This window comes from Billgrantia kenyensis (assembly GCF_013697085.1).
Classification (GTDB): domain Bacteria; phylum Pseudomonadota; class Gammaproteobacteria; order Pseudomonadales; family Halomonadaceae; genus Halomonas; species Halomonas kenyensis.
In genome coordinates this window covers 62528-76102 of sequence record NZ_JACEFT010000002.1, presented here as the reverse complement: position 1 = coordinate 76102, position 13575 = coordinate 62528, and the positions used below count along the sequence as shown (strand labels likewise).

The following is a 13575-nucleotide window of genomic DNA, read 5'->3' as shown; positions in this document are numbered from 1 at the left end:
CATGGCATGCAGCAACTGAATCCTTCCGAGATCAGCGACATCATCAAGCAGCGTATCGAAAAGCTGGATGTCGCATCCGAAGCCCGCAATCAGGGCACCATCGTCAGCGTCTCCGACGGCATCGTGAAGATTCACGGCCTCGAGGACGCGATGTTCGGTGAGATGATCGAATTCCCCGGCAACATCTACGGCATGGTGCTCAACCTCGAGCGCGACTCCGTGGGCGCCGTGGTACTAGGCGACTACCTGCAGCTGGAAGAGGGCATGACGGCCAGCTGTACCGGCCGCATCCTCGAGGTGCCGGTGGGCCCCGAGCTGGTCGGGCGCGTGGTCGATCCGCTGGGTACCCCCATCGATGGCAAGGGCGACGTGGGCGCCAAGCTGAGCGATGCGGTGGAAAAGGTCGCTCCGGGCGTCATCACCCGCCAGTCGGTCGATCAGCCGATCCAGACCGGCCTCAAGGCGATCGACGCCATGGTGCCGATCGGTCGCGGCCAGCGTGAGCTGATCATCGGTGACCGCCAGATCGGTAAGTCGGCCATCGCCGTCGACGCCATCATCAACCAGAAAGGCAAGGGCGTCATCTGTATCTACGTGGCCATCGGTCAGAAGCAGTCGACCATCGCCAACGTGGTGCGCAAGCTCGAGGAGCACGGCGCGATGGATCACACCATCGTCGTTGCCTCCGGCGCCGCCGACCCGGCCCCGATGCAGTTCCTGGCACCCTACGCCGGCTGCACCATGGGCGAGTACTTCCGCGACCGCGGCCAGGACGCGCTGATCGTCTATGACGATCTGACCAAGCAGGCCTGGGCCTACCGTCAGGTATCCCTGCTGCTGCGTCGTCCGCCGGGCCGTGAAGCCTACCCGGGTGACGTCTTCTATCTCCACTCGCGTCTGCTCGAGCGCGCCGCGCGCGTCAACGCCGACTACGTCGAGAAGTTCACCAACGGTGAGGTCAAGGGCAAGACCGGTTCGCTGACCGCCCTGCCGATCATCGAGACCCAGGGTGGCGACGTTTCCGCGTTCGTTCCGACCAACGTGATCTCGATCACCGACGGCCAGATCTTCCTGGAAACGGACCAGTTCAACGCAGGTATCCGCCCGGCCATCAACGCCGGTCTGTCGGTATCCCGGGTGGGTGGCTCGGCCCAGACCAAGATCATCAAGAAGCTCGGCGGCGGCGTGCGTCTGGCACTCGCCCAGTACCGCGAGCTGGCGGCCTTCTCCCAGTTCGCCTCCGACCTGGACGAAGCCACCCGCAAGCAGCTGGAGCACGGTCAGCGCGTCACCGAGCTGATGAAGCAGAAGCAGTATTCGCCGCTGTCCGTGGCCGAAATGGGGGTGTCGCTGTATGCCGCCAACGAAGGCTTCCTGGATGACGTCGACGTGAGCAAGGTGCTGGACTTCGAGCGTGCCCTGCACGAGTACATGAAGTCCGAGCATGCCGAGCTGCTCGACAAGATCAACCAGACCGGCGACTACAACGACGAGATCCAGCAAGGGCTGAAGCAGGGTCTCGAGCAGTTCAAGGCCACTCAGAGCTGGTAATTCCGCCGGCCCGCCCGGCAAGGGCGGGCCCTGGAGCTTTCTGAGGGCCACGAACGGAGTAGATCGCTATGGCAGCTGCAAAAGAGATACGCACCCAGATCGGGAGCATCAAGAATACGCAGAAGATCACCAGCGCCATGGAAATGGTCGCTGCGTCGAAGATGCGTAAAGCGCAAGATCTGATGAAGGCCAGCCAGCCTTACGCCCGGCAGATCCGCAACGTGGTGGGCCATATCGCCGACGCCAACCCCGAGTACAAGCACGACTACATGGTCGAGCGCGACGAGGTGAAGCGAGTCGGTTACATCGTGGTCTCCACTGATCGCGGCCTGTGCGGCGGTCTGAACGTCAACCTGTTCAAGGCCGTCATCAAGGATGCCATGGTGTGGCGCAACGAGGGTGCGGAGCTCGACTTCTGCGCCCTGGGCAGCAAGGCCGGCGCCTTCTTCCGCAACTACGGCGGCAACCTGGTGGCAGCCAAGAGCGGCCTGGGCGAAGCGCCCGAGGTCGAGGCTCTGATCGGCAGCGTCAAGGTGATGCTCGACGCCTACGACGAGGGGCGGGTCGACCGCCTGTTCGTGGTGTACAACGAGTTCGTCAACACCATGACGCAGAAGCCGGTGGTTCGTCAGCTGTTGCCGCTCTCTCCCGACATGGGAGCCGATGCGGATGACGAGGACAACAAGCGTCCCGGTAGCTGGGACTACCTGTATGAGCCGGATGCCAAGGCGCTGTTGGATAGCCTGCTGGTTCGCTTCATCGAATCGCAGGTGTATCAGGCGGTGGTCGAGAACGGGGCCTGCGAGCAGGCGGCCCGGATGATCGCCATGAAGAACGCCACCGACAACGCCGGCGGACTGATCGACGATCTGGAGATGGTGTACAACAAGGCCCGCCAGGCCGCCATCACCCAGGAAATTTCCGAGATCGTCGGCGGTGCCGCCGCCGTATAGCGCCCGGGGAGAGCGACCGCGCTCTCCCGGCAAACAGGTTTCATTTGCAGGTTTTTGAGAGGATCGCAAGATGAGCGGACGTATCGTACAAATCATCGGCGCGGTGATTGACGTCGAGTTCCCGCGGGACTCGGTTCCCAAGGTCTACGACGCGCTCAACGTCGCCAACTCCGAGACCGTGCTCGAAGTCCAGCAGCAGCTGGGCGACGGCGTGGTGCGTACCATCGCCATGGGCTCCACCGAGGGCCTGAAGCGCGGCTTGGAAACCACCAACACCGGAGCACCAATCTCCGTACCGGTGGGCAAGGAGACCCTGGGTCGCATCATGGACGTGCTGGGTCGGCCGATCGACGAGGCTGGCGATATCGGTGAGCAGGAGCGCATGCCCATTCACCGTCCGGCACCCACCTATGCCGAGCAGGCGGCTTCCAACGAGCTGCTCGAGACCGGCATCAAGGTCATCGACCTGGTTTGCCCGTTCGCCAAGGGCGGCAAGGTCGGCCTGTTCGGCGGCGCCGGCGTGGGCAAGACCGTCAACATGATGGAGCTGATCCGCAACATCGCCATCGAGCACAGCGGTTATTCCGTGTTCGCCGGCGTGGGTGAGCGGACTCGTGAAGGTAACGACTTCTATCACGAGATGACCGAGTCGAACGTTATCGACAAGGTATCGCTGGTTTACGGTCAGATGAACGAGCCGCCGGGCAACCGTCTGCGCGTGGCCCTGACCGGCCTGACCATCGCCGAGAAGTTCCGTGATGAAGGCCGCGACGTACTGCTGTTCGTCGACAACATCTACCGCTACACCCTGGCCGGTACCGAGGTATCCGCACTGCTGGGCCGTATGCCCTCGGCGGTAGGCTACCAGCCGACCCTGGCCGAGGAGATGGGCGTTCTGCAGGAGCGCATCACCTCCACCAAGGTGGGCTCGATCACTTCCGTACAGGCCGTCTACGTGCCCGCGGACGACCTGACCGACCCGTCGCCGGCCACTACCTTCGCCCACCTGGACGCCACCGTGGTACTGGCGCGTTCGATCGCCGAACTGGGTATCTACCCGGCCATCGACCCGCTGGACTCCACGTCGCGCCAGCTCGACCCGCTGGTCGTCGGCGAAGAGCACTACAACACCGCTCGCGGCGTGCAGAACGTGCTGCAGCGCTACAAGGAGCTCAAGGACATCATCGCGATCCTGGGCATGGACGAGCTGTCCGACGAGGACAAGCAGACCGTGGCCCGCGCGCGTAGGATCCAGCGCTTCCTGTCGCAGCCGTTCTTCGTGGCCGAGGTATTCACCGGTGCACCCGGCAAGTACGTTTCGCTGAAGGACACCATTCGTGGTTTCCAGGGTATCCTCGAAGGCGAATACGACAACCTGCCGGAGCAGGCCTTCTACATGGTGGGCAGCATCGACGAGGCCGTCGAGAAAGCCAACCAGATGAAGTAAGGCCGTCCACCAGGGGGACTTCGCTATGGCGAACAGCTTCAAGTGCAATATCGTCAGCGCCGAAGAGGCGATCTTCTCGGGTGAGATCGAGCAGCTCGTCGCTTCCGGTATCATGGGTGACCTGGGCATTCTGCCCGGGCACGCCCCGCTGCTGACCGAGCTTCAGCCAGGTCCGGTCCGCGTCATTCGGGAAGGCGGTACGGAAGAGAACTTCTACGTCTCCGGCGGCTTCCTCGAAGTGCAGCCCGACGTGGTGACCGTGCTGGCTGACGCGGCCTCCCGCGCCGGCGACCTCGACGAGGCCGCCGCCGAGGAAGCCCGTCAGCATGCGCTGAAGGCGTTCAACGAGAAGTCGTCGGAGCTGGATTACACCCGCGCCGCCGCCGAACTCGCGGAAGCCGTGGCCCAGCTGCGTACCATCCAGCAGCTGCGCAAGAAGGCCGGCAAGGGCTGATCCTGCCCTCGATCTACGGTCGCAAGGCTAGCGACGCCCCTCGAACAGTGTTCGGGGGGCGTTTTCGTATCTGTTAAGCTGATAGCCAGTCTACTTCGGTCGACCCTGCGTCATCGTCGACCTCATTCAACCATTCTGCGGCGTCAGGAGGATGCCATGTCCTTGAACGAAACCCTGATCGAACAGAAAGACGCCCTGTTGGCGGCTCATCAGGCCGATGATCGCGAACGGCTCGAGTTACTCTTACCTGAGCTGAGGGCGGCAGACATTGCCGAGATCCTCGAGCAGATCGCCGAGGAGCAGGACCATCAAACCGTATTCGGCCTGCTGGATCGGTTACCGCTGGACCGACGTGCGCATATCATCGGCTATCTCCCCGAAGACCTGCAGGAAGAGCTCGCCCGGGAAATGAGCGACGAGTCGCTGCTGAGCGTGTTCGAAGAGATGAGCGCCGACGAAAGGGCGGATCTGTTCAACCTGCTCGACGAGGATCGTCGCGAGGGGTTGCTGCGGCGCATGGCGCGGCAGGAGCGCGAGGATCTCAAGCGCCTGGCAAGCTACGAGGAGGGCACGGCGGGGTCGATCATGACCTCCGACTACGTTGCCATTCCCAGCGGTATGACGGTATCCCAGGCGATGATGCGGGTGCGTCAGACCGCGCCGGATGCCGAAACCGTCTACCAGCTGTATGTTGTCGACCCCGAGGGTAAGCTGGCGGGCACCCTGTCGCTGCGTCAGCTGATGGTGGCCCGTCCCGGCGCCCAGGTCGATGACCTGATGATCAAGGACGTGATCAGCGTACCGGTGGACGAAGAGCAGGAGGAGGTCGCCCGCCTGGTGGCCCGCTACGATATGCTCGCCGTACCGGTCACCGATCATGAAGAGCGTTTGATCGGCATCATCACCCACGATGACGCCATGGACGTGGCCGAGGAGGAGGCCACCGAGGACATGCACAAGGGCATGTCGATCGGCAAGATCGAAGGCGGGCTGCGTAGCGCCAGCCTGTTCGACCTCTATCGCAAGCGGGTGGTGTGGCTGGTGCTGCTGGTGTTTGCCAACATCTTCTCCGGCGCCGGCATCGCCTACTTCGAGGAGACCATCGAGGCCTACATCGCACTGGTGTTCTTCCTGCCGCTGCTGGTCGACTCCGGCGGCAACGCCGGCTCCCAGGCCGCCACTCTGATGGTGCGCGGCATGGCCACCGGCGACGTGCGCAGTCGCGACTGGGCCAAGCTGCTGGGCCGGGAAGTGGCGGTGGCCATTGGCCTGGGCCTGACCATGGCGCTGGCGGTATCGGTGGTGGGGATCTTCCGCGCCGGGACCGAGATCGCCATGGTGGTGGCGATGAGCATGGTGCTGATCGTGATCGTCGGCAGCCTGATCGGGATGCTGCTGCCGTTCATTCTCAACCGCATCGGCTGGGACCCGGCCACCGCCTCGGCGCCGCTGGTGACCTCGATCGCCGACGCTTCGGGGGTGCTGATCTACTTCGCCATCGCCACCGCCGTGCTGGGCCTGCCAGGGGGCTAGGCGTGACCAGCGCTCAGGGTGCCGCGACGTGAGCAGCCCGCTGTGGCAGCGGTTACGTGAAGATCGGCTGCTGCAGGTGCTGCTGGTAGCCCTGCCACTGCTGCTGCTGGTCATGCCCGAGCAGGCCGGCAATCTGCACCGGATGGTGCACTGGGAGACGCTTGCCGCGCTTGCCGGGCTCATGGTGCTCTCACGCGGCCTTGAGGATAGCGGCGCCCTGACCCGAGCCGGCCGCCATCTGGTGGCGTTTGCCAGCAGCGAGCGCAGCCTGGCGGCAGTGCTGGTACTGTTGGCGGCCGCCCTATCGGCGGTGGTGACCAACGACGTGGCGTTGTTCATCGTAGTGCCGCTGACGCTGGGCCTGCGCCTGGTGGCCACCTTGCCGGTGGGGCGGCTGATCGTGTTCGAGGCGCTGGCGGTGAACGCCGGCTCGGCGGCAAGTCCCATCGGCAACCCACAGAATCTATTCTTGTGGCAGCAGGCGGAAGTTGGCTTCCTGGCCTTTCTGGGCGCCATGGCCCCCTTGTCCATCGCCCTGCTGGCCCTGCTGCTTGCTACCATTCCGCTTGCCTTTCCCGCCCATGCCATCCGTCTGGTGCCGGCTGGCTCCACCCCGCCGCTCAAGTCGGGATTGGCGGGATTGTCGCTGGCGTTATACCTCCCCCTGCTGCTGTTGATCGATGCCGGTCAGGCGCTGCCCGCGGCCCTGGCGATCGTAGGGCTCTACCTGGTCTTGCATCGGCGCGTGGTGCGCTACGTGGACTGGCTGCTGCTGCTGCTCTTCGTGCTGATGTTCATGGTATTGGGGCTCGCCGCGAGTCTCGATCCCGTAGTGACTCTCGTCGACTACCTGATGACCTGGCCTGGCGGAATACTGACGGCGGGCACGCTGCTGTCTCAGGGTATCTCCAACGTGCCGGCGGCCATCCTGCTGGAAGGCTTCACCGATGATTGGCGCACCCTGGCCTGGGGCGTCAACGTGGGGGGCTTCGGTCTTGCCATCGGTTCCATGGCCAATATCATTGCCCTGCGCCTGGCAAGGGAGCCTGGTCTGTGGCGCGATTTCCACCGCTGGTCGCTCCCCCTACTGCTGGTGAGCTGGGTGATTGCACTTTTGTTGATAAATATTTAAATATCGTCGTTGTTCTTGTTGACATGGAGTAGGGGCTGATTTAAGGTTCGCCGCGTAGTCAAACATTCACCCAGGCAAGGAAGAAGGCCATGGAAGATCCCAGTAGTCGATTATCCAAGCGCGGGACTTTTCGCCTGGCGGAGATGACCCAGCTTCCCCCCTGCCTGTAAAACCTGCCTCTTCGGATGCAGTCTTTCCAGGCAGAGTGAGCCTGGAATCATCGCACTTCCCTCCAAGCGTCTATCCTCGCGCCATTCGTGGCCTTGCGAGGCGTCGTCGTGTCTGCGATACGGCCTGACCCGCCCTGCATGAGCGCCACTGACAATCTGCTGTCATCGAGACTTTAATAGTTAAAGTCTCGTGGGTTCTTGTTGCCGAAATAAATCTTTATTTATTTCGGGTATGGCACTCTTTTGCCTGAATAAAGCAAAAGGAAAAGACGATGGCGACTCAAGTTCTGACATTGGAAAAAGCAGCTGGCGGTGAAAAGTTGGTTCACCCGATTTCCAACTCCATGCGCCAGACCTTCCTGCGGGTCAATCGCGCTACGCCGGCAACCGACGTGCTGGACATGGTCAAGTGGTCGGAGCTGCCGGAGGAGATGCTGAGCCTCATCTTCGTGCATGGCGATGACGGCAAGCACCTCGGATTCGTGCGGCTGACGGCGCTGCTGCGCGCCAAGCCCGATCTGCCGGTCCACTACCTGCTGCAGGGCGAGTCCCTGTTCGCAAGCGAGACCACTGACCAGGAGGAGGCCGCCCGCCTGCTGCAGAAGCATGACATCGCCCTGCTGCCGATCCTCGGCGAGAGCGGTGCCATGCGCGGCGTACTGACCTTCGACGACGCCATGGATATCCTCGATGAGGAAACCTCGGAGGACATCTACTGGAAGGCGGGGGTCGGCGACGTGACCCATCTCCAGGACGCCGTGCGCAGCGAGAAGCTCACCTCCGGCGGCATCGGCTATCCGGTCAAGGTGCGGCTGATGTTCCTGATGGTAACCCTGGCCGGCGGCATGCTGGTGGGTGGGGTGATCGACCACTTCGAGGGCGTGCTGGAGTCGCTGGTGGCGCTGGCGATCTTCATTCCGCTGGTGATGGACATGGGCGGCAATGTCGGCACTCAGTCCACCACCATCTTTGCCCGCGGGCTGGCGCTGGGCCATATCGACCTCAAGCAGTTCTTCCGCAAGCACCTGCTGCGCGAGCTGCGCGTCGGCCTGGTCATGGGCGTGCTGTTGGCAACCCTGGCCGGGATCATCGCCTGGGCCTGGCAGGGGGCGCCCAACGGCATTCCGATGCTGGGAGTCGTGGTCGGTGTGTCACTGTTCGTCTCGGTGGTCACTGCCAGCGTGCTGGGCTTCCTGCTGCCCTACATCATGCTGAAGATCGGCGTCGACCATGCGCCGGGTGCAGATCCCTTCATCACCACCATCAAGGACTTCACTGGCCTGGCCGTGTACTTCCTGATGGCCGGCTGGCTGCTGGGCATTTCGGGCTGAGGCGTTACCGTGGCGTCCGGCAGGACGCCACTTTCCGCTCGCGTCTGTCCACCTCCCTTCGATCACGAGGTGACCGTCATGAACGACTCTATCCACAACCCCGCAGTGCTGCTTCGTGCCGCCAAGGCCGCCAACATCCAGGGCCGTTGGGATGCCCGCCGTCGCTGTCTCGTGCGCCATGGCGAGCATGGTGAAGCGCCTGGCTGGCAGCCCCTGGAAGACGGCAGTGCCGCCAGCCAGCTCCAGGCCCGCCTGGGCCTGCGGGTCAGCCTCTGCAAGCGTGTCCAGCGAGTGCGCGTCGAGGAACCCGCCCTGCTCGAGCCGCGTTTCGTCGAGGTCGACTACGACGACGCCACCCTGGGGGCCGCCACTCGCAAGGCCATCGTGTTGATGGCAGCGCGCCTGGCCGACCCAGAATCCTAGAGCTGGAAAAGAAGGGAAGTAAAAAGGAGACGGCTTCGTCAGCCGTCTCCTTTTTCTTGGGAATCAGAAATTGCGCGAGTTTCCCGCTTGGGCTTGGAAGGTATCAGTTTCTGCGCTGAAAGAACGAACGAATGGCGACGAACAGGATGACCGTCAGCAGCAGCGAAAAGGGAATGAGAATGAGGGATACGGCGGGCACGATCATGTCGGCGGCCATGGCTGACTCCTGTATGGATCTGCAAGGGGGAGTGCCGGCACGGGGGCGTCGAGCAGGGGGTATTGTCGTACAGGCTTTTAAGCCTCTTATTGTAGGCGCTTCACTACCCGCACGCCACCCAGCCAGTCGATATCGGCAATTCGGTCGTCGAGCTCGGTGGGCAAGCGGCGCAAGGCAGTGTCATCGATATTGTGATCGACATGCACCTCGATCAGGATGGTGCCCTCGAGGTAGTGCAGCCGGTACTCTGCGAGGTGTTCCCAGCCGGGCAGGTCGGACCAGCGTTCAGCCAGCACTCGATCCACCTCGGGGCGCAGCGGCAGGCCGGGGAAGCGGCTGGGATCGCCTTCACCGGCATCGTCTTCCGGGTCGATATGAAAGGTCACGTCACTGAGAGAGGGATAGGCCCGGCGTAGCCGGCGGCTCACTTCGTTGCCAATCTCGTGGGCCTCGGAGACGCTGATGCGCGGACCCACCACCACGTGCAGGTCAACGAAGGCATGGCCCGCCGACTGCCGGGTGCGCAGGTCGTGGACACCCTCCACGCCGGGGACCTCGAGCGCCACCTGGTGCATGCGCTGCTGGGCGTCGGCCGGCAGGGCGGTATCGACCAGCTCCCGGGCCGAATCCCACAGCAGGTCCCAGCCCACCTTGCCCACCAGCAGGCCGACGATCACCGCGGCGATGGCGTCCAGCCAGCCGGCACCGAACTGGGCGCCAAGGAGTGCCACCAGGACCACGGCGGTGGAGAGCACGTCGGTGCGCGAGTGCCAGGCGTTGGCCTCGAGCAGCTTCGACTTCACCCGTTTGGCAATGCGCATGGTGTAGTGGAACAGCCACTCCTTTGCCAGCAGGGCGGCCAGTGCCAGCAGCATGGCCCAGACCCCGGGCGCGCTGATCTCGGTACCGCCGAGCAGCCGCTGCAGGCTCGACCAGGCGATGGCGCCGGCGACGAAGATCAGCACGCTGCCCAGCATCAGGGTGGCCAGGGTCTCGATGCGACCGTGGCCGTAGTGGTGGTCATGATCGGGGCCCTGGCGGCCGTAGTGGGTCGCCGCCAGCACGAAGCCGTCGGTGACCAGATCGGAGAAGGAGTGGATGCCGTCGGCCACCAGCGCCGCTGAGCCCACCAGGGTGCCGACGACCACCTTGGCCAGCCCCAGCACCCCGTCGAGCCAGGCGGCGATGTAGGTGGCGCGCTTTGCATCGCGGCTGTGTACTGCCTGATCGTCGGTCGAGATCATGGTCGTTCAAGCTCCCAGCATCCAACTGTTATATGTTCTCATTTACACCGAGCCAGTTGAAGCGCCTAGACCGGCAGGCCCAGCACGGCGGTGGCAATGGCAAAGTAGATCAGCACCCCTGAGGCGTCGGCGATCGAGGTCACCAGCGGCGCCGAGGCGGTGGCCGGATCCCAGCCCAGTCGGTTGAGAATGAACGGCAGAATCATGCCGATCAGGCTGCCGACGATCACGATCAGCACCATGCTCATCGCCACCACCATGGCGATCTCGGTCCCGGCGCGAAACACCCCCACCACCGATACCGCTAGTGCCATGGTCAGGCCCAGGCCGATGGCCACCGCCACTTCCCGGCCCAGCAGCTTGGCCCAGTCGCGGGTGCGCACGTCGCCGGTGGCCATGCCGCGTACCATCAGGGTGGCGGCCTGGGAGCCGGCGTTGCCGCCGGAGTCGACCAGCAGCGGCAGGAAGAACACCAGTGCGATGTAGGCCTCGATGGTCTCCTCGAAGTAGGCGATGCCGGCGCCGGAGAAGATATTGGCGAACACCAGCAGCACCAGCCATACCACCCGCTTGCGGTAGAGCTCGAACAGGCTGGCGGTGCGCAGGCTGCCACCGAGTTTGCCGATCGACATGCCCTTGTGCATGTCCTCGGTGGCCTCCTCCTCGGCCACGTCCATGGCATCGTCGTAGGTGATGATGCCCACCAGCCGTTCGCCTTCCAGAACGGGCAGGGCCAGTAGATCGTAGCGCGCGATCAGTCTGGCCACCTCTTCCTGGGGCGTGTCGACGGCGACCCAGATGACCTCTTCGGTCATCAATTCGGCAAGCTGTGTGTCGCTGCTGGCCAGGATCAGTTCGCGCAGCGACAGGGTGCCGAGAAAGAGACCCGAGGTGTCGATGCAATAAATCTGATAGATGGTTTCGACGTCGGCTCCCTTGAGCCGCAGCGTCTGCATGGCTCGCGCCACACTGTAGTAGGCGGGAATGGCCATGAATGATGAGGTCATCATGGCCCCCGCTGTGCCTTCCGCATGGCGTGCCAGTTTTTTCAGATCGTCGCGCACTGCCGACGGCAGCGCCTTGAGCAGTGGCTGCTGGCGGTCCTTGTCGAGTCGCTTGTAGTAGTCGACACGCTCATCGGCGCTCATGTGAGCGACCAGCTCGGCCAGTTCTTCCACGGGCATGTCGGCGGTAGCAGCCAACTGCTCCTGAGGCTCCAGGTAACCCAGCGTAGCGGCCCGCTTGTCGAGCGGCAGGCATGATAGCAGCGATGCCAGCCTGGTATTCGGTTCATGCCCGCCGATCAGGGCGATATCGGCCGGAGTGAGTTCGCTGGCCAGGGTCTGGACCAGGTCGGTGTCCTGGTCCAGCAGGGCCTTGTGCAGTTCGGCGGCGATGATGCTGTAGCTCATGGCAGCTCTCCCGAAAAGCCAGGGCCGAAGCCTCTGGCTGTGGTACCGCGGGTTCATTGAAGGGAGATGGCACCGCTGGCGACGGCCAGCGGGCATGGCTAGATCGTCGGCAAGCCTAGCACCGCGGTGGCGATGGCGAAGTAGATCAGCACGCCCACGCCGTCGGCGATCGAGGTCACCAGCGGCGCCGAGGCAGTGGCTGGGTCGAAGCGCAGGCGCTGGAGCAGGAACGGCAGCAGCATGCCGATCAGGCTGCCCATGATCACGATCAGCACCATGCTCATCGCCACCACCATGGCGATCTCGGTCCCGGCGCGGAAGATCCCTACCACCGATACCGCCAGCGCCATGGTCAGGCCCAGGCCGATGGCCACCGCCACTTCCCGGCCCAGCAGCTTGGCCCAGTCGCGGGTGCGCACGTCGCCGGTGGCCATGCCGCGTACCATCAGGGTGGCGGCCTGGGAGCCGGCGTTGCCGCCGGAGTCGACCAGCAGCGGCAGGAAGAACACCAGTGCGATGTAGGCCTCGATGGTCTCCTCGAAGTAGGCGATGCCGGCGCCGGAGAAGATATTGGCGAACACCAGCAGCACCAGCCATACCACACGCTTGCGGTAGAGCTCGAACAGGCTGGCGGTGCGCAGGCTGCCACCGAGTTTGCCGATCGACATGCCCTTGTGCATGTCCTCGGTGGCCTCCTCCTCGGCCACGTCCATGGCATCGTCATAGGTGACGATGCCCACCAGCCGTTCACCGCCATTGATCACGGGCAGTGCCAGCAGGTCGTAGCGGGCGATCAGCTTGGCCACTTCCTCCTGGGGGGTCTCGACATTGGCCCAGACGATTTCCTCGGTGATGAGGTCGCGTACCAGGGCGTCCGGTGCGGCGAGAATCAGCTCGCGCAGGGAGATGGTACCGATCAGTCGCTCGTCTTCGTCGACGCAGTAGATCTGATAGATGGTCTCGGCGTCGGGCCCCTTGGTGCGGACCTGGTTCAAGGCCTCCGCGACCGGGATGCCGACCGGCACGGCCATGTAATCCGAGGTCATGACTGCCCCGGCGGTTCCCTCTTCATAGCTGGCCAGCCGGCGCAGGTCCTCCCGCTCTTCCTTGGCCAAGGTACGTAGCAGGGCCTGCTGACGGTCGTCATCGAGCAGCTTGAACAGATCCGCCCGCTCGTCGGCGTTCATGTGCTGCAGCAGCTCGGCGAGCTTGCTGTCGGTCAGCGTGGCGGCAATCTCTTCCTGCAGCGCCACGCTGAGGTAGCCGAACGCCACCGCACGCTGATCGAGCGGCAGGTGCTGTAGGAGGGAGAGCACGGTGTCGGTGTGCTCGTGCTGGACGAATTCGGCCAGGTCGGCCGGCTGCATTTCGGCGATCAGGCGCTCGATGGCTTCCTGGTCGTTGCGCTGCATGGCGCTGCGCAGGGAGGCAGCAAGGATGGCATAGCTCATGGTCGGTCTCCTGGGCGCGCTTCGGGCACGGCGCGCAGGAGCCGGGACCTAGACCTGAGGTGTCAGGTAGGGCACGGGTCGTTGCGCGCAGGTGAAGGCTGCGCCGACGGTGAAAAAGTGAGTCGTGCTAGGTCGACTTGGAGGTTCCATATCGTCCTCGGGTCATGGGTAGCGCCACCATTCGGCAGCGGGCGCATTCTAGGCTTGACGTCGCTGCCATGCAACAACCGGATGCGACTGACACCCAATTGTCACCT

The 13575-nt window shown here is 63.8% G+C and carries 11 protein-coding genes; 8 read left to right on the top strand and 3 right to left on the bottom strand.

Annotation, left to right across the window (positions count from 1 at the left end):
• Window positions 1-6: 6 nt before the first annotated feature.
• The 8 genes from atpA (at window position 7) to H1D44_RS02860 (ending at window position 8994) form a co-directional block, all read left to right on the top strand.
• Window positions 7-1551 (top strand): F0F1 ATP synthase subunit alpha, encoded by a 1545-nt coding sequence (atpA, locus tag H1D44_RS02895; protein WP_181513347.1) that lies wholly within the window; start codon window positions 7-9, stop codon window positions 1549-1551.
• A gap of 68 nt (window positions 1552-1619) precedes the next feature.
• Window positions 1620-2504, top strand: coding sequence for a F0F1 ATP synthase subunit gamma (gene atpG / locus H1D44_RS02890; RefSeq protein WP_181513346.1), 885 nt, complete (start codon window positions 1620-1622; stop codon window positions 2502-2504).
• A 70-nt stretch (window positions 2505-2574) separates the two neighbouring features.
• The gene (gene atpD, locus H1D44_RS02885) at window positions 2575-3951 is read left to right on the top strand and encodes a F0F1 ATP synthase subunit beta (RefSeq protein WP_181513345.1); all 1377 of its coding nucleotides are present in this window, start codon (window positions 2575-2577) and stop codon (window positions 3949-3951) included.
• Window positions 3952-3976: 25 nt separating this feature from the next.
• Window positions 3977-4405, top strand: coding sequence for a F0F1 ATP synthase subunit epsilon (locus H1D44_RS02880; RefSeq protein WP_181513344.1), 429 nt, complete (start codon window positions 3977-3979; stop codon window positions 4403-4405).
• 156 nt (window positions 4406-4561) lie between these two features.
• A complete protein-coding gene (gene mgtE / locus H1D44_RS02875) occupies window positions 4562-5938 on the top strand; it encodes a magnesium transporter (protein ID WP_181513343.1) in 1377 nt (458 codons plus the stop codon).
• A gap of 28 nt (window positions 5939-5966) precedes the next feature.
• Entirely contained in the window at window positions 5967-7070 is a 1104-nt protein-coding gene (locus H1D44_RS02870; protein WP_238984401.1) for an SLC13 family permease, read from the top strand.
• Window positions 7071-7512: 442 nt separating this feature from the next.
• The gene (locus tag H1D44_RS02865) at window positions 7513-8571 is read left to right on the top strand and encodes a magnesium transporter (protein WP_181513342.1); all 1059 of its coding nucleotides are present in this window, start codon (window positions 7513-7515) and stop codon (window positions 8569-8571) included.
• A gap of 78 nt (window positions 8572-8649) precedes the next feature.
• Window positions 8650-8994, top strand: coding sequence for a hypothetical protein (locus H1D44_RS02860; RefSeq protein WP_181513341.1), 345 nt, complete (start codon window positions 8650-8652; stop codon window positions 8992-8994).
• Between the two features lie 303 nt (window positions 8995-9297).
• Here H1D44_RS02860 and H1D44_RS02855 read toward each other — a convergent pair whose 3' ends face one another.
• From H1D44_RS02855 to mgtE (H1D44_RS02845), 3 genes are all read right to left on the bottom strand, one after another.
• Window positions 9298-10455: a cation diffusion facilitator family transporter gene (locus H1D44_RS02855; protein ID WP_181513340.1), complete on the bottom strand. Its 1158-nt coding sequence runs from the start codon at window positions 10453-10455 to the stop codon at window positions 9298-9300.
• A 65-nt stretch (window positions 10456-10520) separates the two neighbouring features.
• The gene (gene mgtE / locus H1D44_RS02850; RefSeq protein ID WP_181513339.1) at window positions 10521-11867 is read right to left on the bottom strand and encodes a magnesium transporter; all 1347 of its coding nucleotides are present in this window, start codon (window positions 11865-11867) and stop codon (window positions 10521-10523) included.
• A 98-nt stretch (window positions 11868-11965) separates the two neighbouring features.
• The gene (gene mgtE / locus H1D44_RS02845) at window positions 11966-13318 is read right to left on the bottom strand and encodes a magnesium transporter (protein ID WP_181513338.1); all 1353 of its coding nucleotides are present in this window, start codon (window positions 13316-13318) and stop codon (window positions 11966-11968) included.
• Between the last annotated feature and the right edge of the window lie 257 nt (window positions 13319-13575).